Annotated in this window: 17 protein-coding genes and 1 tRNA gene; 9 read left to right on the forward strand and 9 right to left on the reverse strand. The window is 66.9% G+C overall.

Annotation, left to right across the window (positions count from 1 at the left end; translation table 11 throughout):
* Positions 1–197 precede the first annotated feature (197 nt).
* Both SACSA_RS0110290 and SACSA_RS0110295 read left to right on the forward strand, forming a co-directional pair.
* Positions 198–271: transfer RNA gene (locus SACSA_RS0110290), tRNA-Pro, on the forward strand.
* Between the two features lie 284 nt (positions 272–555).
* On the forward strand, positions 556–1,296 hold the full coding sequence (locus SACSA_RS0110295) for an MBL fold metallo-hydrolase (protein WP_019815623.1): 741 nt from the start codon (positions 556–558) through the stop codon (positions 1,294–1,296).
* Here SACSA_RS0110295 and SACSA_RS0110300 read toward each other — a convergent pair.
* Entirely contained in the window at positions 1,293–2,294 is a 1,002-nt protein-coding gene (locus SACSA_RS0110300; protein ID WP_048876645.1) for an IS481 family transposase, read from the reverse strand. The two genes, SACSA_RS0110295 and SACSA_RS0110300, sit on opposite strands and share 4 nt — an antisense overlap.
* A 390-nt stretch (positions 2,295–2,684) precedes the next feature.
* On the opposite strand from SACSA_RS0110300, the gene SACSA_RS0110305 reads away from it, so the two are divergent.
* From SACSA_RS0110305 to SACSA_RS0110335, 7 genes are all read left to right on the forward strand, one after another.
* Positions 2,685–3,473 carry a LamG domain-containing protein gene (locus SACSA_RS0110305; protein ID WP_232212916.1) on the forward strand — a complete coding sequence of 263 codons (789 nt, stop codon included), beginning with the start codon at positions 2,685–2,687 and terminating at the stop codon, positions 3,471–3,473.
* Between the two features lie 411 nt (positions 3,474–3,884).
* Complete coding sequence (locus tag SACSA_RS22390; protein ID WP_019815628.1) at positions 3,885–5,363, forward strand: ArsI/CadI family heavy metal resistance metalloenzyme; 1,479 nt, start codon at positions 3,885–3,887, stop codon at positions 5,361–5,363.
* 226 nt (positions 5,364–5,589) lie between these two features.
* Positions 5,590–6,477 (forward strand): permease, encoded by an 888-nt coding sequence (locus SACSA_RS0110315; protein WP_019815629.1) that lies wholly within the window; start codon positions 5,590–5,592, stop codon positions 6,475–6,477.
* 33 nt (positions 6,478–6,510) lie between these two features.
* On the forward strand, positions 6,511–6,960 hold the full coding sequence (locus SACSA_RS0110320; RefSeq protein ID WP_157596805.1) for a hypothetical protein: 450 nt from the start codon (positions 6,511–6,513) through the stop codon (positions 6,958–6,960).
* A gap of 162 nt (positions 6,961–7,122) precedes the next feature.
* Positions 7,123–8,622, forward strand: coding sequence for an MFS transporter (locus SACSA_RS22395; protein WP_048876646.1), 1,500 nt, complete (start codon positions 7,123–7,125; stop codon positions 8,620–8,622).
* Positions 8,623–8,690: 68 nt separating this feature from the next.
* On the forward strand, positions 8,691–10,139 hold the full coding sequence (locus tag SACSA_RS0110330) for a class I SAM-dependent methyltransferase (RefSeq protein ID WP_157596807.1): 1,449 nt from the start codon (positions 8,691–8,693) through the stop codon (positions 10,137–10,139).
* Between the two features lie 2 nt (positions 10,140–10,141).
* The gene (locus tag SACSA_RS0110335; protein WP_019815635.1) at positions 10,142–11,299 is read left to right on the forward strand and encodes an acyl-CoA dehydrogenase family protein; all 1,158 of its coding nucleotides are present in this window, start codon (positions 10,142–10,144) and stop codon (positions 11,297–11,299) included.
* A 5-nt stretch (positions 11,300–11,304) separates the two neighbouring features.
* On the opposite strand, the gene phnE is transcribed toward SACSA_RS0110335, so the two are convergent.
* From phnE to SACSA_RS22400, 8 genes are all read right to left on the reverse strand, one after another.
* Complete coding sequence (phnE, locus tag SACSA_RS0110340; protein WP_019815637.1) at positions 11,305–12,927, reverse strand: phosphonate ABC transporter, permease protein PhnE; 1,623 nt, start codon at positions 12,925–12,927, stop codon at positions 11,305–11,307.
* Between the two features lie 86 nt (positions 12,928–13,013).
* Positions 13,014–13,805: a phosphonate ABC transporter ATP-binding protein gene (gene phnC, locus SACSA_RS0110345; protein ID WP_048876647.1), complete on the reverse strand. Its 792-nt coding sequence runs from the start codon at positions 13,803–13,805 to the stop codon at positions 13,014–13,016.
* A gap of 50 nt (positions 13,806–13,855) precedes the next feature.
* A complete protein-coding gene (locus tag SACSA_RS0110350; protein ID WP_019815641.1) occupies positions 13,856–14,755 on the reverse strand; it encodes a phosphate/phosphite/phosphonate ABC transporter substrate-binding protein in 900 nt (299 codons plus the stop codon).
* A 15-nt stretch (positions 14,756–14,770) separates the two neighbouring features.
* Positions 14,771–15,472, reverse strand: coding sequence for an ATP-binding cassette domain-containing protein (locus tag SACSA_RS0110355; protein WP_019815643.1), 702 nt, complete (start codon positions 15,470–15,472; stop codon positions 14,771–14,773).
* Positions 15,469–17,196 (reverse strand): ABC transporter permease subunit, encoded by a 1,728-nt coding sequence (locus SACSA_RS0110360; protein WP_048876648.1) that lies wholly within the window; start codon positions 17,194–17,196, stop codon positions 15,469–15,471. Before SACSA_RS0110360 ends, SACSA_RS0110355 begins: the two co-directional genes overlap by 4 nt.
* 71 nt (positions 17,197–17,267) lie before the next feature.
* Positions 17,268–18,113 (reverse strand): phosphate ABC transporter substrate-binding protein, encoded by an 846-nt coding sequence (locus SACSA_RS0110365; RefSeq protein WP_028661753.1) that lies wholly within the window; start codon positions 18,111–18,113, stop codon positions 17,268–17,270.
* A 191-nt stretch (positions 18,114–18,304) separates the two neighbouring features.
* Entirely contained in the window at positions 18,305–19,408 is a 1,104-nt protein-coding gene (aepY, locus tag SACSA_RS0110370; RefSeq protein WP_019815650.1) for a phosphonopyruvate decarboxylase, read from the reverse strand.
* 117 nt (positions 19,409–19,525) lie between these two features.
* A complete protein-coding gene (locus SACSA_RS22400; protein ID WP_019815652.1) occupies positions 19,526–20,626 on the reverse strand; it encodes a ketoacyl-ACP synthase III family protein in 1,101 nt (366 codons plus the stop codon).
* Positions 20,627–20,659 lie beyond the last annotated feature (33 nt).

Genomic DNA, 20,659 nt, shown 5'->3' on the forward strand with positions numbered 1-20,659 from the left:
GGAATCCGCCCTCGACGCGCACCTGCCCGGACAGCTCACCCCGAGGGCGTATCCCGCTGCTGGCTCGCGCGTAGCGGCGGGGCCCGGCCGGAGGGGCGGCGGCGCGCTCCCTCGGCCGGGACGGGGCCACCCCCCGTGCGAGGCGCCAAGTGGGCGCGGTAGGCTATCGCCTGTCACCTTCACACGAGGGTGGCGGCCGGGCTGTGGCGCAGTTTGGTAGCGCACTTGACTGGGGGTCAAGGGGTCGCAGGTTCAAATCCTGTCAGCCCGACGGTCGAAGCGGGTCTCCACAGGCCAGAGGCTTGTGGGGACCGCTTTTTCTCGTGGGTTCGCGTGTGCCGCAGGTCGAACGGGTCTGCAGTGGCACCTTGACTGGGCGCTCGTGGCCATGTCACTCGACCACGGTGCCCAGCCTCGCGAGCGCCTCGGACCCACCTGCCTATACAACGACGGTCCGCCGGAGCGGCCGCTCGCCGATCACCCGATCGTGTCGGTGGCTCGTGAGACCCGTCGAGGCGGGTAGGCCCTCTGCACTCGGAGTGTGAGGAGGCCACGATGCTGACGAGGAATGTCGCGGACGGCATTCACCGCGTGGAGGACTCCTACGTCAACTGGTTCCTCGTCGAGGACGACGACGGGATCACCGTCGTCGACGCGGGGTTGCCGACGTCGTGGGATTCGCTCCAGCAGGCCCTGGGTGAGCTGGGAAAGCGGCTCGGTGACGTCAAGGCTCTCGTGTTGACGCACGGTCATTTCGATCATCTCGGGTTCGCCGAGCGGCTGCGGTCCGAGACGGGCGTCCCGGTCTACATCCACGACAACGACGTTCCGCTGACGCGGCATCCGCGCCAGTACGGCCGTGCCCGTCCGCTCACGTGGTATCTGCTGACCCAGTTCAGGGCGATGCCGATGGTCGCCGGTTTCGTGCGGAATCGCGCCTGGTGGCCGAAGCCGATCAGAGAGGTGCAGCGGCTTCGTGACGCCACGCTCCCGGTGCCGGGCCGACCACGAGTGCTGTTCACACCCGGCCACACACTGGGCCACTGCGCGTACCACTTCCCCGAGCGCGACACGGTCGTCGTCGGTGATGCCGTGGTGACGCTCAACCCGTATCGCGGCACGAGGACGCCCCAGATCGTCTCCGGGGCGGCCACGGTGGACCCCGAGCGTGCGCTGGAATCGTTGGATGTGATCGCCGAGACCGGCGCGCGGACGGCGCTGGCCGGTCATGGCGACACCTGGACCGAGGGTGCCGAGCGGCTGGTCGAGCTGGCCCGGCGGCACGGGCCTTCCTAGGTGTATGAGGCCTGGACGTTGGTGACGCCGTGGTGGAGGCGTGAGGCCGGTGGGTGGTTTCCGGCGGCAGTGTGGGGACGATGGTAGTTGTAGTGGACGTTCCAGACCTCGAGGGCGTCGGTGCGTTGCTGTTCTGAGGTCCAGGTGCGGGCGTAGAGGAACTCCTCGGCGAGGATGCGGTTATAGCGTTCCACCTTCCCGTTGTGCCGTGGGATGTAGGGCGTGATGCGCTGGTGCCGTGCGCCCTGTAGCACGGTGGCGAAGTCGTGGGCGCGGTAGCAGGCGCCGTTGTCGGTGACGATCCGCTCGAGGTGGGTGATGCCGTGCGCGGCGAAGAACCCGCGGGCTCGGCGCAGGAAGGCGATCGCGGTGGCGGCGGTCTCGTCCGGTAGGGCCTCGGTGTAGGCCAGTCGGGAGAACCCGTCGACCGCGGAATGCAGGTACGCGTAGCCGGCCTGGACGCCAGCGGTCTTGGCGCGGGCTACGGCTTTGGCGGCGGTGCTGCCGCGGCCGTGGGCCCGCCAGCCGCCACCATCGGGGATGCGGCCGACCTTCTTGATGTCGAGATGGACCATGTGGCCGGGCCGCTGGGCGATGATGCGGCGGGGGACGCGGTTGGACGCGCCAGTGGGGTCGAGGAAGCGGCGTCGATTCAGGCCCAGGCGGGCGAGGTGGCGGGTGACGGTCCGGCGGCTGATCGGCATGCCCTCGGCGGCCAGTTCGAAGGTGATCCGGGCCGCGGACCACTTGCGCTCGCGGCGCCACCGCTCGATACGGGCCAGCGTCTCGGCGTCGGTGGCGGTGGGCTGCCGACGCGGGGTGCAGCTGTGGTCCTGCAACCCGAGTGCGCCGAACTTCCAGTAGCGGTTGACCCACTTCGACGCGCACTGGCGGGAGATCCCCATCTCCGCGGCGACGTGCGCGATCGGTCGGGTCCGGCAGCGTTCGACGAGCCTGCGGCGGCCTTCCAGGGACAGCGGGGCGTTACGGTGAGGCACGGACGGGTCTTTCTGGTCGGCGGACGAGGTACTTGGCGGTTCTCATCCTGCCGCCGGAAGACCCGTCCCCTTCAACCCCTCACGACCACCCCGGCGTCAACAAGGTCATGGCCCGCAACACCTAGGTCGCCCGGCAGAGCGGGCACGATCGTGGAGAACCTCCGCGTTCCATTGGGCGAACAAGGCGAGCGTCCCAGGAAAATGATGGTGGCGGAAGTCCGCGACTGACCGGTTCGCATGTGGAGAAAGTCCGAAAACGGCCGCGCGCGCGTTGTCCCGAATCTCGGTGGTGACCGGTAGAACGAGAGGGTGTGATTCGACCGGAACAACCGAGAGGGGTACACGATGACGCTCAGTCGGCGACGGATTCTGCTGGCCGGTGCGGCTGGAATGGCAGTCTCGGCACTCGGAACGCGGTCGGCGGCCGGAGAGGCCACGCGAGGCGCGGCGGCAGCACCCGCCGCGTGGGAGCACGTCCTGAGCGGAACTTTTTCGAACTATGGGACGCTGGAGCAGGCGTGGAACTATCTGTATCCGTGGGGTTCCGATCACAACGGCACGGCCCGCATGTATGCCAGCGGCACCGATCATAATCACGTGTATCTCGAACGCTCGGGTGTGCTGGCGATTAAGGCCACCCGGATCACGTGGGACGAGGGCAACAGCTCGGCCGACCCCTACCTTCCGATTCGTTACCACTCCGGCGCCATCCACGCCAAAGAACACGTGACGGTGAACGACACGTTCCCCCAATGGGAGGTGCGTGGCGAATTCCAGGCGCCCTCGGCGAGAGGGACCTGGCCCGCGTTCTGGCTGACCGGAGCGAACAGTTGGCCCCCGGAAAGTGACATCCTGGAGTACAAGGGGGATGCGCGGAACTGGTTCAACACCTACAAGAATACCGAGGGGGAATGGTCCAACACCATCGTTCCGGTCTCCGACCCGGGTGGCTGGCACAGCTACCGGGCGTGGATCTCGAAGGCCAACGCGACCGATGTGGACATTCACTACTACCTCGATGGCGACTGGGTGGGCGCGCACCGCGGCGCGAACTTCGTCGACCACCCCCTGTGGATCATCATCAATTTGCAGATGGAAGGCTCCTCCGGCTCACCAGGACCGACCACCGACACGTTCTACCGCGCCCGCAACCTCTACGTCGGCCGCTCCCGGGCGTAGCGCCCCGGCCGTGCCCGTCGGCGCGAAGCGGCGCCGAGGCCAGGCGGCGACCAGGGGTACCGGTCGCGGGTCGCCGTGGACCTCGCCTGTTGCGCCCGGACTTCCCCACACCGCTGACGCCGTCATGGGTCTGCTCACGCCACGCTCGTGCTGTCCGGGAAACGTACCCTCCGACGTTGTCCTCCGCCCTCTCTGTTTCGACGACTGGCCCACCGTCCGGCGGATTGTGGACACTGCGAACGCCGATCGCTGGGCTCTTTCAAGTATCGCTCGTCCCGATCGCGCGAGGGTGCGAGCCAGCCTGAGCACCATCGATTACTCATCGTTACTATTGACAACAGGATTTATTAGTGACAATAGTGTCTGTGCACGTGATGTCCCGATCGACCAACTCACCTGAGGAGTGCTCCGATGGCGCGTGTCCAGCTGGCGCTCAAGGTGTCGGACCTTGAGGCGTCGATCGACTTCTACTCGAAGCTGTTCAACACCCCACCGACCAAGCTGCGCCCGGGCTATGCCAACTTCGCGGTCAGCGAGCCCCCGTTGAAGTTGGTGCTGCTCGAGGGAGAGCCTGACCGGGCGACCGTTTTCGATCACCTCGGCGTGGAGGTCGACTCCACCGAACAGGTGGATGGCACGACTCAGCGCCTGTCCGATCAAGGGCTGGACACGACGACCGAGGAGGAAGTCGCGTGCTGCTACGCCTCCATGGACCGCGTCTGGGTGTATGGCCCCGGCAAGGAACCGTGGGAGGTCTACGTCGTCAAGGGGGAGGCCAACACCACCGGAGACGGCGGTTCACTCAGCATGCGTGAGCTCAACCGGGCGCTACTCGCCCGTCAGCTCCTGCTCGAACGGCGCAAACTGCGGCTGACGAACGTCCTCGAACACCTGGTCGGGCTGAACGCCGAGAACGAGACTTCGCCGTACCTCAGCGTGTGGAGCCGCGTCGAGGACTTCCGCTTCGATGCGCTCACCGAGCTGTTCACCGCACGCGAGGCCGGGCACAGTCGGTTGATGCGCGGAACGCCGCACGTCACGAGCACGGCCGACATCATGGCTTTGCGCCCGTGGGTCCAGCCGCTGCTCGACGCCAGGCTGCGGGAGGAGCACGGTGAGGCACTGAAGGACGTCAAGCTTGACGACGTCGTCAGCGCGGCGCGAGAGCACCTCGCCGACACGCCGCTCACCCCGCGGGAGTTGGGGAACGTGCTCGCCGAGCGGTGGCCGGTGTGCGGTCCGGAGACGCTCGCCGAGGCCGTCGACCATGCACTGCCGTTGGTGTCGGTGCCCCCGGGCGGCACCTGGGGCACGGACGCGCCTGCCGCGAAGACGACCGTCGAGAGCTGGTTCGGTCGGCCGATCGACGACTACCCCGAACCCGACAAGATCGTTCTTCGGTACCTGTCCGTGTTCGGCCCTGCCGCCATCCGCGACGCGGAGTACTGGTCCGGTGTCAAGGGCCTCAAAGAGGTGTTCGAGCGCCTCCGGCCACAGCTGAAGACCTTCCGCGACGAGCGCGGCAAGGAACTGTTCGACCTGCCGAATGCGCCGCGCCCCGGTGCGGACGCGGCGGCTCCGGTGCGCTTTCTGCCGGAGTCGGACAACATTCTGCTCGCGCACGCCGACCGGCACCGCATCGTGACCGACGACGACGCGGGCCGTGTATTCACCGCCGAGGGCGGCAGCCGGGCGACCATCCTGGTCGACGGCTACGTGAGCGGCACGTGGGAGCTGAACCTCAAGGACGACACCGCTGTCCTGGAGATTCAGCCGTTCAAGCCGTTGCACGACGCGACCGTTGCGGCCCTGCGCGAGGAAGGCGGCCGCCTGCTGGGTGTGGTCGCGCCCGAGGCTGCGCACGAGATCGAGATCGCACCCGCGCGCTGACGAGCCTCTTCCACAGCCAACCCTGCGCTGGGCGGACCGACGTGCCCGCCCAGCGCAGCCGCACGTCACCCACAGGTCCAAGCACGAGCCGTGCGATTGACAGCAGTATTTACTGGTGATATGAGTATCAGTATGCATCAGCCTCCGCGCGTCTCGCTCTCGCCTCCGGTGAAGCGTCCCGGTGACAGTCACTGGCCGACTCGGGCACGGACTCGGGGAGGCGGCGATGGATAGCTGGAGCGAGATACTGTTCGTCTTCGGCGCGCTCTTCGTCGAGCTCGTCGCCCTGTTCCTGATCGTGGGCTTCCTCGCCACGTTGATCAATCGCCGTGTGGGCAACGAGCGTCTGCAGAGGTGGCTCGGCGGTGGACGTTTCGCGGCTCCCGTGAAGGGTATTCTGCTCGGATCGATCACTCCGTTCTGCTCGTGCTCCACCATTCCCGTCCTCGTCGGACTCGTTCGAGCGGGCACGCCGTTCGCCGCCACCACCGGGTTCCTCATCGCTTCTCCATTGCTGAACCCGATCATTCTGGGCATCGTCGCGTTGCTCTTCGGCTGGCAGGTCATGCTGGGGTATGCGGCGGTCACATTCGTCTTCACCATCATCATCGCGTTGGCATGGAGCCGTTTGGGACTGGAGCGTTACGTCAAGAAGGTCCGCGTTCAAGGTGGCTGGAACGCGGACCAGCCGTGGGCGGGTCTGCGCGCCGAAGCCCGTCCCGCGTGGCAGCAAACGGTCTCGGCCTTCCGTCCCATGGTCCTGCCCATGCTCATCGGGATCAGCGTCGGCGCGGTCATCTACGGGGCGATACCGCAGAGCTTCTTGACCTCCGTGGCGGGACCGGGTGTGCTGCTGGCGGTGCCGATCGCCGCTATCATCGGTATTCCGCTCTACATCCGCATGGAGTCGGCGCTTCCCGTCGGCCTGGCGCTTTCCTCCGCTGGAATGGGCGTCGGACCGATCTTCGCCCTGCTCATCGGTGGTGCCGGAGCGAGTATCCCCGAAGTCAGCATGCTGACCGGAATTTTCAAGCCACAGCTCGTCGCGGCGTTCGTGGGCTCCATCCTCGCGGTCGCGATGACCGGTGGCCTCGTCATCCCACTCATCGTCTGACATCAGTGATCACCAGTGACGGAGGTGCAGATCATGGCAGCGAAAGGTTTTCTCGGGCGTCTCTTCGGCCGCAACGACTCCGGCGGCGGCTGTTGCGGCGGGGGAGTCTCCATCATCCCCGAGGACGAGAACACGGCGGGCAGCGGCGAGAACAGCACGGGCCATGACGTCGTGGTCGTGACCAACAGCTGTTGCAACCCGGCCGACAAGCCTCTCGAGGACCGGGCATTCCGAGTGGTCGACCAGGCCATCGCGGACAGCGGTGTCGAGGCGAATGTCCGTGCGGTGTCGGCGACCGACGCCATCGCGGGAGCCATGCCGTCCGACATCGTCACCGAGATCCAGAACCGGATTGCGCAGGGCACCCTCGAACCACCAGTGGTGCTCGTCGATGGCCGGATCGTCACCGGCAACGGGGTGGACCAGAACGACGTGGTCGCCGGCCTGGTCGGCGTCGCGAACGGCCAGAACGTCTCCAGCTGACCACACCAACTCGCACGTGGGCTCGATCGTGACGGAAAACCCGCGCGGTTGACCCTCCGGCCATGGCGACGAGCTCCGACACCGGAGTACCGTCGTCATGCGAGCCCACGTGCGCGTATTGGCCCTCCACACCGGACGTCCGAGCTCCCGGGGATTCGAGCCATGTCAGAAGCCAACGCCAGCACGTCGTCCTCCTCGTCCGCGGAGCCGGATTCGGCGGAGAAGTGGCCTGCCCGTCTGTGGGTGCTCCTCACCGTTCTGTGCCTCGCCTTCTTCCTCGACGGCCTGGACGTCACCCTGATCGGCGTCAGCCTTCCCTCCATCGGGCACGACCTGGGGATGACCACCGCCGAACTGCAGTGGATCGTCAACGGATACCTGCTTGGGTCCGGCGGGTTCCTGCTCCTCGGTGGTCGCAGCGCTGACTTGCTGGGGCGTCGCCGCGTGTTCCTCGCGTCGGTGGCTGTCTTCGGTCTCGCCTCCCTGATGGGCGGACTCGTGAACGATGGTCTGCTGCTGATCGTGTCGCGGCTTGTCAAGGGTGTCGCCGCGGGCTTCACGGTGCCGACGACGCTGTCGATCGTGACCACCACATTTCCCGAGGGGAAGGCACGCAACCGCGCCGTGGCCATCTACGGCGCCATCGGCGCGAGCGGGTTCTCCTCAGGGCTGATCGTCGGTGGGCTGGTCACGTCCATCAACTGGCGATGGATCTTCCTGTTTCCCGTTCCGTTGACGCTGGCCGTGTTGCTCGTCGGCATGCTCGTGATTCCGAAGGACCGTCCGGCGGCCGCGGGACGCTACGACGTGCTGGGAGCCCTGACGCTGACGGCCTCCCTCCTGCTGCTGGTCTACACGGTGGTCACGGCGCCGGAAGCCGGCTGGTTCAGTGGCCGTACACTCGTGCTCCTCGCCGCCGCGGTCGTGCTTCTCGCGGCGTTCGTCCTGGTGGAACAGCGCGTCCGCGATCCCCTGATCCGCCTGGGTATTTTTCGCAGTGGAGCACTCGTGCGCGCGAATCTCGCGTTCGTCGCGCTACTGGGCTCCTACTTCAGCTTCCAGTTCGTCATAACGCTCTACCTCCAGGACACCCTTGGATGGACACCGTTGCAGCTCGCGCTCGCGCTGCTGCCAATCGGCTTGATCGTGGCGTTCGGGGCCCCGATCGCGGGACGGTGGATCGGACGGGTCGGCACGCCTCCGCTGATGCTCACGGGCTTGCTCTCGGAAGCCCTGGGCTTCCTTCTGTTGCTCCGGCTCGACACCGATCCTTCGTATCTCACCGCGATTCTGCCGACGACCCTGCTGGTGGGTGTCGGGTTCGCTTTGACCTTCCCGGCCGCGAACGTGCAAGCGGTCGCGGGTGTCGAGGTGCACGAGCAAGGTCTTGCGGCGGGCATCCTCAATTCGTCCGCCCAGATCGGCGGAGCCGTGGTGTTGGCGGTGACCACCGCGATCATCGCGGCCGGTCATGGTCCGACCGCACCGGGATCGACTGGACCGACCCCTGCCAGCATGCTCGCTGCTTTCCGCCCGGGCTTGATCTTCTGTGCTGTGGTCGCGTTCGCTGGACTCGTCGTGATCCTCACCCAGATGCTCCGGCGTCGCGGCCGGGTGCCCGATACGGCGCACGCTCCTGCCACGGCGCGCGACGGTGACTGACGGCCTCGTGCGACAAAATCGTACGTCGTGGACTGGTGGTTCTCTTGGCGGAAGGATAACACGTGGATTTGGACGAACTCGCCGCCAGCGTTCGGCGGCATCCCGACATCGAGGACGCTTTCGTCGCCAGCGCCACCAATCCCCACACGGGTGATCACGAATTGCGCGTCTACGGCGTACCGAGCGGCTCGGCGAAGCGCTGGGCGCGGACGATCGGGACGGCTACCGAGACACTGGTGACCGAGATGGCCGAGCGCCGTGGCCGACTGAGGAACTGGCGGAACTTCTGGGACGGCTTGGACGACATCAGCGTGCTGGTCATGGCGCGAACACTCGCTCAACTGGGTGCTTTCCGGACGGACGAGCCGGCAAGCGTCCGTGATGTGCTGAAGCACTGTTCGGTCGCATCGGACCACGAGCCGTTGTTCCGGCAGTGGCTGCGCGTGCTGGTGGACAAGGGATTCCTCCGCGTGGGCCCAGGGAAGGACGAGTACGTTCCAGCCGAGGAACTCTCGACGTCGGAACTGGACACGCAGGTCCGGAAGCGGCTCGCGAACCTGGCGGTGGACGGGGTGGAGCGCGTCTTCGCCGACTATTTCGCCAGTTGCGTGGACGAGCAGGTGAACCTCCTTCGCGGGGAAACCAGCCCGGTCTCCCTGCTCTTCCCCGAAGGGGATTCCTCGCTCGCCGAGAGCTTCTACGCTCAGAACCCGGTTTCGATCGTTCTCAACCGCGTTCTCGCCGAGACGGTCGCGGCGACCGTTCGCTCTTCCCAGGATGAACCCGTACGCGTACTGGAGGTCGGTGCCGGTACCGGAGCGACCACGACCACGGTTCTCCAAAGTCTGCCCGCGGGTCGCACGCGATACTGCTTCACCGACGTATCGCCGTATTTCACCGACCATGCCAGGCAGCGCTTCGCGGAGTACTCGTTCGTCGATTACGCCGTCCTCGATCTCAATGCCGATCCGGATGGGCAGGGATTCCTGCCCGGCTCGTTCGACATCATCATCGGCGCCAACGTGATTCATACGGCCAAGCGCATTGATCAGGCGCTGAGCGGGTTGCGTTCGCTACTGAAACCCGGTGGCACGGTATTCGCCGTGGAGCGGACGGCCAACACGCCGGTGCAGATGGTGACGGTGGGCTTTCTCGAAGGGTTCAGCCACTACGAGGACCAACGAAAAGGATCGAATCTGCCGTTGCTCACGGCCGACTCGTGGAGACAGACGCTGCGGGACGAAGGCGGCTTTCACCGCATCGCCGTGGTGCCTCGCGGTGTGGCCGCGACAGCGGAGCTGGCCGAGCACGTCATCATCGCCGAACGGGCGGCCGAGGACACGCAGGTGGACAGCCCGATCGCCCTCCACGATGACCTGACGGAACTGTTCGGTGACACGTCGTTCCGCTACGTGCCCGTTGAGCGGCTACCCCGAGACGACAACGGAAGTGTCGACGAGAGCGGCTTGACCGTGCTGTGTGGTGACGAGGCCCAACTCCCGACGGTGAGGAGCTGACGATGTCCACCCCGATCGTCGACCAGGCCAGGCACTTCGCGGAAACGGAGCTGGTCAACCAGCAGAAGCTTCTCGACTCGTTCGCGGAAGCACCGCTCCCGCTCTACGGCCGGTTCAAGGACAGCGGACTGATGAACTGGTGGCTGCCGGAAGACGTGGGCGGCAGCGGGGTGTCGATGGAACAGAGCGTCGACGTCGTGTCCGAGCTCGCCTACGGCGACGCCGGTGCGGCCTTCACCTTGTTCATCTCGGTACTCGGCACGAGCATGGTGTCGCTCTATGGGAGTGCCGAACTCCGGAAGCGCTACCTTGGGCCGATGGCGTCGGACGGCGGCTTCTGTGCCACGCTCGGTAGCGAGCAGGAAGCCGGGAGCGAGCTGGCGAGGATCACGACCACGGCAACCCGAGCCGGTCAGGACCTCGTCCTCGACGGCGACAAGTACTTCTCGACGAACACGGACTTCGCCGACTTCCTCGTCGTCCTCGCACGTACCGATCGCGAGGGCACCGACCACGTCGCCGTGGTGGTGCCCCGGGACGCTCACGGGCTGCACATCACGAAGCGGTGGGAGATGAACGGCCTGCGTTCGTCCGCGACGTACCAGGTCTCCTTCCGCGGTTGCCGAGTGCCGGCGGCGAACGCACTGCACGGACCCGGTCTCCGGCTGTTGGAGGTCGGCCTCAATGCCAGTCGCATCCTGATCGCGACCACCGCGGTCGGGATCGCGCGCCGCGTGCGAGACGTCTGCATGGATTACGCCGAGACGAAACCGATGGGCGGGTCCACGCTGGTCGAGAATGCCGTGTTCGCCGGGAAGATCGGGCAGATGGAAATGCTCATCGACGTGATGCGCAACCAGTGTCTGGCGGCTGCTCGCGAGTTCGACACCCTCATGAAAGGCCCCGATCCCGCGACGGAGTTCCTCCGGCGCGGCACGCTCAAGTCCGCGCTGGCGTCGAAGATGTTCTGCGGCCAGCAAGGCTGGACGATCGCCAGCGCCGGATCGGAGATGTTCGGCGGACTCGGGTACACCCACGACCACGTCATCGGGAAACTCCTGCGCGACATGCGGTACGTGTCGATCGTCGAAGGGGGCGACGACGTCCTGCGGGACCTCATGTTCGACCGGTATGTGATCCCGGTTCCGAAACGGACCTGAGTCCCTCAACGCAACAGACGCCGCAGCCCCATCGCTGCCAGTTCCACGACCATGACGACGGCGAAGGTCATGAACAGGATGAGGGTGACGATCTCGTACTCGCGGGTGCGGGTCGCCTGCAGGAGGAAGTAGCCGATGCCGCCGCCCCCGACGATCCCCAGAAGTGTCGCCGCCCGGATGTTGACATCGAGCTGATAGAGACCGTTGCTCACGATCGCCGCCAACGCCTGGGGCAGCGTCGCACCCGTATACACCTGCAGCCGGGAGGCACCGACCGTCCGTAGCGCCTCTCCCGGACCGGGATCGACTTCCTCGACCGAGTCGGCGACGAGCTTGCCCAGCAGGCCGGCGGAGCCGATGGCCAGCGCCAGCGTACCGGCGACCGGACCGAGCCCTATGCTGACGACCAGCATGATCGCCAGGACCAGTTCGGGCGTCGCGCGGACAGCGAGGATGACGCCTCGGCAGGCCACGAACACCGCGCGGTTGGGTGCGACGTTGCGTGCGGCGAGAGACCCGAGGGGGATCGCGATCACTGCGCCGCACAGCGTCGCGGCGAGCCCGATCTGGATCGTCGTGCCCAGCGCTTCGACGAGGTCGTCGAAAGAACCACCCGAGCCCGGTGGCCAGAAGTGGTCGAGTGTGGCCAGGAATCCACTCAGACCTCCGTGGAGTTCGCCGTCCAGTACGCCACTGCCGAGAAGCGCCCACAGCACGAATCCCAGAAAGGCGGCGCCGTAAAGGTGTCGGCGGACCCGTCGAGCGGTCCACGGCGGAGAGACCCGACAACGCAGGCCGTCGCCACGTTCCACGGTGTCTCCGAGCCGGCGGCGGCGCGCCCCAACGATGCGCGAAGGATGGTCCTCGGTGCCCGATGCGTTTCGCAGCAAACCTCGGCGCATCGAGGCGGAGAGCCATTCGACCAGGACGCACAGCACGAAAAGGACCAGGGCCCACGCCACACCGAGCGAGAAGTTGAGCCGGCCGAACGCTTCCGACATCTTCATACCGACACCCGCGACTCCGACGAAGCCCAGGATCGCGGAGATCCGGAGATTGATGTCGAAACGATGCAAGGCGATCGCCAAGAAGGAGGGAGCGACGAGCGGGAACACACTGGTGACGAGCTGCTGCCTCCGTCCGGCCCCTGTGGCGCGAAGCGACTCCTGAGGGCCGGGGTCGACGTGTTCGATCGCGTCCGCGTAGAGCTTGGCGACCATGCCCACCGAATGCAGCCCCATCGCCAGCACACCAGGCAGCACCCCCAGTCCGAACAAGCGCACGAAGACGATCGCCAACACGACGTCGGGCACCACCCGCGACGCTACGATGAGCGATCGTGCGCAGGTCCGGCCCAGCTGGGTACGTTTCGTGTTCGCCGCGGCGGCCACTGCGAGCGGGATGCTCAGGATCACGGAAAGCAAGGTAGCCAGGAGCACGATCGACAACGTTGTCCCGACCTCACGTGCTACTTCGGCCGCGGAGGGGAACTCCAGCGGCCAGATCCGGCGCGCGAACGAGACCGCGTTGGTGTAGCTGTCGACCAGGGTCGCGACGTTGATGTGCAGCGCGATCAACGACCACACCCCCGCGCCACCCAGCAGGGCCAGTATCGCCGTCACGGCCATCGTTCTCGCGCTTGGTCGCCATGCGGCGGCACCGGCAGGGCGCGGTGCGGAATCCGGCTCCGTCGGGGTGGCCGGGGCGCTCGTCCTCATGAGACCCCGCGTTGGTGCTGTGGCACCGGCCTGGCCTCGAGGGAGTCGTAGACGAGCATCGCGGAGTCGACGTCGAAATCATCGGCCGGGCCGTGCGCGATGATCTCGCCTTCTCGGAGTCCGACGATACGGTCGGCCCAGGACAGTGCCAGGTCCACCTGGTGGAGGCTGCACAGCACGGTGAGGCCGTCCTCGACGGCGATGCCGTGGAGGAGACTCATGACGGTTCGCGCTGATTCCGGGTCCAAGGATGCCACGGGCTCATCGGCGAGCAGGATCTCAGGGCGTTGCATGAGCGCACGGGCCACCGCGACGCGCTGTTGCTGCCCGCCCGACAGGGTGTCCGTCCGTTGGAAGGCCGATTCGGCCAGACCCACCCGGTCGAGATGGCCGAGAGCTTCCCTGCGCACCGTCCGGGAATAGGTGACAAGGCCCAGCCTCGGGCCGATCAGTCTTCCGAGTGCGCCACTGCACACGTTCTCCAGCACACTGATCCGCCCGACGAGCTGGAACTGCTGGAAAACGAACCCTATTCTGCGGCGTACAGCACGCAGTCGCCTACCGCTCGCCGAACTGACCTGGGTGCCGAGCACGGTGACGGTCCCGGAGTCAGGCCGGTGAAGCCCGTTGACGTGCCTGAGCAGTGTCGATTTCCCTGACCCGGAAAGGCCCAACAGTACGACGATCTCTCCGTGTGTCACCTCGAGGGTCACCTCGTGCAGTGCCGTGACCGCCGGCGGGAACCGCTTGGTCACGGCGTTGAGTCGCACCACCGGACGTTGGCTCATGGGCTCTGGTCTGTCTTCCGGACGATCGGAATCAGGTGCGCGGAGCACACTCATCCTCCGGTGCAGACCTGTGCGTCGGTGACACGGCACACGTCCCGGAGCGGGTCGAAGGCGCGATCGTCGATCGGGACGAATCCCCAGAAGCCTGCGATGTCCTCGACGTTCAACGCCTCGGCGTTGCCCTGCTCGGTCACGGCCGTGGTAATGGTCCGGCGGAGCCCCGGGTCCAGACGTTCGGAGACGGCCAACGGCGGGTTCATGATCGGCTGCGACGTCCACAGCTTCACGAACGAGTCCGGATCGATCTCGCCGTCTTCGGGGAGTATTTGCTCCAACATGACGTCGTTGACCGCTCCGGCGTCACAGTCCCCGTCCCGGGTCGCCAGGACGGAGGCGTCGTGGCCCCCGGCGTACCGCGACGTGTAATCGTCCTCGTGCAATCCTGCTTCGATGAGGGCGGCGAGCGGGTAGAGGTAGCCCGACGTCGAGTTCGGATCGACGAAGCAGACCCGCTTGCCCTTCAGGTCCGCCACCGTCCGAATCGGTCCTCCCGCTTTGGCTACCAGATACGAACGGTATCCCGCTGGTGCGCCGCGTCGCAGGACGGGCACCGCGACCGGTTGGATGCCGACCCCCGAATCCTTGGCCAGGACGTAGGAGGTCGGCCCGTAGAATGCGAGGTCGATCGTGCCCGCGCGTTGACCCTCGATGAGGGCGGCATAGTCGGTGACGGTCTCGACGTGCACCTCCCTCCCGGTCTCCCTCGCGATGAGATCGACGAGCGGCTGGTAGTCCTGGCTGACGGAGCTGGAGTTCTCGTACGGGATGATGCCGAAGGTGAGGGAATCGGGGTCGCTGTCGGCGGCACTGGGGCCGCACGCGGTCGCCGTGAGCGACATGATCGTCGCGCCGACGGCCAGCGCGATTGCCCGGTGCGGTGTTCTCAACATTGGTGTCAGCACCTTTCAGTCGGTGGCGGACGCGCTTTCCAACGAACGAGGGGCGTTGTCCACGGCCAGGGAGACCGTCTCGGCGCACAGCCGGTCCAGTTGTCCCGTGTCGTGTGACACGATCAAAAGCGCTCGTCGTCCGATGAGGTTCTGAAGCGTTTTCTCGACTTCCGCGACGGAGGCTTCATCGAGAGCGCTCGTGGGTTCGTCCAGGAGGATCACCTGAGGATCGAGCGCCAGGGCCCGGGCCAGGGCCAGCCGCTGTCGCTGTCCCACGGACAGCTCCGCCGCGGGGGCGTCCAGCCGGTCCGCGACCTCAGCCCACAGGCCCGCCTCGACGAGCGCGGACTGTGCGCGTTCGCGCAGCCGGCTCCGAGAGTCGCGGACCACGTGCCTGATCCCGAAGAGCGCGTTGCCGAGGATACTGTCGGGGAACACGACGGGAACCTGGGGAACGAGCACCGCACGCGCGCGCAGCGCGGCGAGCGTTCCGTGGTTCTGGCCCACCGTCTCGGTTCCCAGAACCGAGGCGCTTCCTTCCGCGCGGAGGCCGTCCGGCAACAATCCCACGAGGGCCCGGAGAACCGTCGACTTGCCCACGCCCGACGGACCGCAGAGGCCCACCGCACCGTCCGGGCGGATGTCGAAGGACACCGGCCCCGCCAGGCGCCTGGTGTCCTTGTAGATCGCGAGATCACGAACGGTAATGCTGTTCACGAGCGCTCCCTTTCCAGTCGGCGACGTGCCGGGATGACGGCGGTAAGAAGCAGCACGACGATCACGATGAGCACGGTCGCGCCGCCCCAGGCCGCTTCGAGCGCCGCGGGGTCCGCCGCGTCCTGGGCGAGCGTGAACACATGGGTCGGAAGGCTGGCGACCGGCGAATCGGTCACCCCCGTGGGCAGCGCGCTCGCTCCGGCGAACACGGTCGCGGTGAACAACAGGGGAGCGGTTTCTCCCGCGGCTCGCGCGAGTCCCAGCAACAGGCCTGTGATCAGTGCGGGCCGTGCGTGTGGAATCAGTACCGACCGGACGACCTGGTTGCGCCGGAGGCCGAGCGCCTGCGCTGTCTCCCTCCGGCCGACCGGCAGGGCCGCCAGTTGTGTCGCCACCACCAAGGCCACGACCGGAACGGCCACGATCGCGAGCAGGACCGCGCCGGCGAGCCAGCTCTTCGCCCACCCCAACATCGAACTGAAGAACCAGTACCCCGCGAGACCGAGAACGATGGTGGGAAGGCCGCCGAGCGTCACGGTCGTGACGCGAAGCCACCGGTCGGCCCGCGGCGTCGCGAACTCGCCGATCAGAAGGCCCAGGACGAGCCCGAGGAACGCCGCGATGACACCGGCCGTTCCGACCAGCAGAAGGGTGCCGATGATCTGGTTGCGCACACCACCGCCGCTCGCTCCGACCGCGGAGGTGAGCCAGAACGCGGGATCGAAGGCGTGGAGGCCCCGGCTCGCGATCGCCGCGCCGATCCCGACCGCGAGCAGGATCGGCACCGCCAGCAGCACGCGCAGCGTCAGGACGCTCCCGCGGTCTCGGAGGAATCGGAACGACGACGCGCTCGATCGCCGTCGGCGGGTGCCGCCCGGCCGATTCAGGACCCGTGACTGGGCGATCATCGTGAGCCCGGCGACGAGGCACAGCAGCAGCGCACCGAGTGCGCACAGCGCCGCCCAGTGGGGTCCAGCGGTGCCGGCGAGCATTGGTTCCGGACCGCCGAGTTTCGTCGTGATCGTCTGCCCCGGCCGGAGCAGGGAGTCCAGGAAGGACCCCGGGCCTGTGACCTGGCCGTCAGCGCGTCCGATGACGAGGAAGATGGCGATCGTCTCGCCGAGGGCGCGCGCCAAACCGAGGACGCCGGCGGCCAGCATCCCGCCGCGTGCCAGCGGTAGGACGGCGGACCGGATCACTTCGATCCGGGTGAGTCCCAGTGCCGCCGCGTTCTCGCGGACATCCCTCGGAACGTCGGCCAGCGCGTCGACCGAGACCGAGACGACCGTGGGGATGACCATCACACCGAGCAGGATTCCCGCGGCCAGAAGACTGTCGCCTCCCGGAACACCGAACAGATCCTGGATGAACGGCCGGAGCAGGGTGACGCCCAGCAGGCCGTACACGATCGACGGGACGGCGGCCAGCACCTCGACACCGGTGCGCAGCACCCGCCGCCATCGGGCGGGTGTCAGTTCGTGCAGCGCCACAGCGGCCGACCAGCCGACCGGCAGTGCCACTGCCAGTGCGAGTACGCCGACCACCGCCGTGCCCCACACCATCGACAACGCCCCGAACACACCGTGGCGCGGGCTCCACGTCGACTCGGTGATCAAAAGCCACCAGTCGACCGGGCCGGAGGACACGCCGAGCACGATGAAACCGACGGGCAGGAGCACGGCGGCGCCGAGGGCGGCAGCCCCGACGCCGACGGTCACGGACACCCACCGCGCTCGTTTCGGGCGCGAACGGGCACGGCCGGATTCGGCGCGGCCCGTGCCGAGGCTGGTCACCGTCACTGTGCTTCCAGCTTCGCCAACTCGACGTAGCCGTGCTGGGACACCAGACGCTGCCCCTCCGCCGACCGGGCGAAATCGATGAGGGTGCGGGCGTCTCCTTGCGGGGTACCATCGGTGATGAGAAGGAGCGGTCGGGACAGGGGATATTCGCCGGAGCGAAGATCCTCCCCTTCGGGAAGCATGCCTTCGACCGCGACGATGGCCAGTTCGGGTTGGTCCTCCGCGAAAGCGACCGACAAGGGAGCGACCGAACCGGGCGTGGTGGAGAGCTTCGTCCGGGTCTCCTCGTTTCCGCCCACGATCGAGTAATTCCCGCCCACCGGGTCCGGTGGGGCTTCCTTGTCACTTCCGTACAGGAACTTGTCGAGGACCTCCCGCGTTCCCCGCCCCGGTTCCTTGTTGTAGACGTAAACCGGAAGGTCCGGCCCGCCCACTTCGCTCCAATTCGCGATCTCGCCCTCGAAGATCCGCCGCGCCTGCTCGCGCGTCAGCGACCGCACACCGGCCTCGTAGACGTCATGCCGTATGACGATGGCGACGGCGTCCCGGCCGACCTCCGTTTCGACGAAGTCGATGTTCGAGAAGCGGTCGCGGTCCTCGTCGTCGATGGGTTTGGAACTCATGGCCACATCGATCTGACCGCTGGCGAGTTGGGCGATGCCGCCCGCCGACCCACCTTGGGTGTCCACGGTGATCTCCAAGCCACGTTGCCGCAGGACTTTCGCTGCGTCCGACACCACCGGATTGACCGTGGTCGAACCGCTGACCCGGAGGGCTTCGTCCTCTGCCGCGCACCCGGCAGAGGAGGCCGCAACGGCCAACGTCGATACCACGGCAGCCATGCGCAGCGCCGTCCTGCGAGAACGCGACTGAGAGCGGGCGAGGAAACGTCGGTTCGGGCCAGGTCTGTACACGGTTACTCCAGAAACGTCGGTACTGAGTTGCTGTTATCTCCTGTCGGGTCCAAGTGGGATCTCCCGGATCGCGGTCGTCCGCGGCCACGCGGTCCCGATCCGTCGAGTGGTGGTCAGAGTTACCCCAGTGCTGTGGTGAACCGTTCATTGATGGCTTGAGGGGAATGGGTGTCCGTCGCGCGTGGTGGTATCGACCCGTTGCGCCGCGCCGTCGGTACCAACAGCAGGTGGGGACCGGGCGAGTTCCGCGCGGCGTCGAACCGTGACCGCAGCCGGCCCATGCTGTCGCACCGGAATGCCGTCCGGTACCCTGTCGCCAGGGCGACTTCTTCGATTCGGGTGCCGCTCGACGTCGTGCGCTGGCCACCGGTCGACTCGTGAATGCCGTTGTCCAGCACGATGTGCACGAGGTTCTCCGGTCCGTGGTCCCCGATCGCGGAAAGTGTGCCCATGTGCATCAGCACGGCTCCGTCCCCATCGAGAGCCACGACCGTCTGGGACGGCCGTCCCAGAGCGACGCCGAGTGCGAGCGCAGCGGCGTGCCCCATTGATCCCTGCATGTAGAAATTGCGGGGGCGGTCGTCGATGCCGAACAGCTCCCGCCCGGTGTAGCCGGTGGTGGCGATGATCGGGTCACCGGCGGCGAGATCCGACACCAGCCGAACGACGTCGGCACTGTCGAGCCGCAATTGCTCGGTCTCGTCCACGACGGTGTGTGCCTTTCCGACGGCTCCCTTCTCGACGAGGACGAAGGGTGCCTGGCCGGCCGCGAGTGCTGCTTCGGCGTCCCGGAGGATACCGGTGAAGTGGTCGGCGTCGGCGTCGGCGCGGAGTATCCAGTGTGGAAGGCCAAGCATGTCCAGCATGGGCTCGGTCACGCGCCCCATCACCTCGTGCTGCGGTTCGTCGTCCTCGGGATTCGGCCATCCCCGCAGGCTGACGAAGGTCAGCACCGGGATGTGGTAGGTCATCACGAGCGAGGTGAGCGGGTTGACCAGGTTGCCCAGTCCGGAGTTCTGCAGCATGACGTAGCCACGGCCACCCGACAGCGCAACGCCCGCCGCGGTGGCGAGAGCCGCTCCCTCGTTGGCGGCGGGGACGTACTTGCCCGGCGTCCGGCTGAGCAACGCGATCGGGCCGCCGAAGAAGGAGCACGGCACCCCGCTGGCGACGGTGAAGCCGCGTTCCTCCAGTTCGTCGCAAAACAACTCCGCTGAAATCACAGACGTGCCTCCGGGTGCGGGAACTCCCGCGTGTGGTGACCTGAAAGAAGAGGTGCCGGTGTGACTGGTGCTGTATGTCCTGATTCGCCCAGGACCGCGGGCGCCACCGCGCTTACCTCAGCGCGAGCGCACGGTGTCAGCGGTAACCCGGACCCTCTGCGGTTCCCGCGCGGAGGACACCGGGTCCGTGCTGCCGTGTGCTCGATCCTGAGGGTATTCCGCCCAAGCAGGGCAGTGCTCGATCCGGACGACGATGATCGTGATGGTCGTGCCGCCACCGTGCCCGACCATGAGCACGTGGTCTCCCGGCCCTACCTGTCCGGTCTCCATCAGGTGTTGCACGCCCAAGATCTGGTCGTTGACCGTGAGGTGCCCCCAGCCGTGTCCGAAGTCGCCCAGCCCCTTGCGCGGGTCGATGCCGATGGGGTCGAGTATCATTTTCAGATAGGCTTCTCTGGCCGTGAACACGTGTGTCACCCGAGTGACGTCCTCCGGTCCGATTCCGGCTTCGGCGAGCGTGGCCAGCGCCGTCTCGGCACGCAGTTCGCCCTGCCGGTTGACCATCCACTCGACCGCGGCGTCCTCTCCGACCGACGACATCCGCTCCCGGAAATCGATCTGCGTGCGGTTGTCCACCGAAGTCGGCACCAACGGCTCGTCACCCCGATAGAGGTGTTCGAGGTCCGAGGTGGACACCGTCTTGATGGCCAGCAGTCGCGCGAAGCCCTCGTCCTTGGACAGCAGCACGGCCGTGGCACCGTCGCCGAGGACACCGTTCTGCAGGCCGAACGACCATCGGTTGAAGTCGGGGGTGCCGAGGTTGTCCGCTCCCGTGAGCAGCGCCTCCGACCGTTCGGGCACGGCCATCAGGTAGGAGGCAGCCAGCTCCATCCCGCTCATGACCCCGTTGCACGCCTGCCAGACCAGGTACGACGGGATGTCCCGATCGGTGATGTGCCGCAGCACGTACTGGTGCGCCGACCAGCCGACCGGTCCCTGCTTCCAGCTGCCCGCGTGCATGTGCAGGTCGATATCGTGCGGCGCTCGCCCGGCGCGCTCGATCGCCTGGCGTGCGGCGAGGATCGCCATGTCGGGGGCCGACAGGTCGCCGGCCACCGTCGCTCCGGTCCACCCGTACCAGTTGTAGTCCTCGGGGTCGTAGAGCCCGAGCTCGACAGCTTGCTCGGCGCTCATGACGTCGGGGAGGTACTTTCCCATTCCGGAGATGTAAAGAGGCGTCTTCACGTGCTC

The sequence above is a fragment of the Saccharomonospora saliphila YIM 90502 genome (genome assembly GCF_000383795.1).
Taxonomy (GTDB): domain Bacteria; phylum Actinomycetota; class Actinomycetes; order Mycobacteriales; family Pseudonocardiaceae; genus Saccharomonospora; species Saccharomonospora saliphila.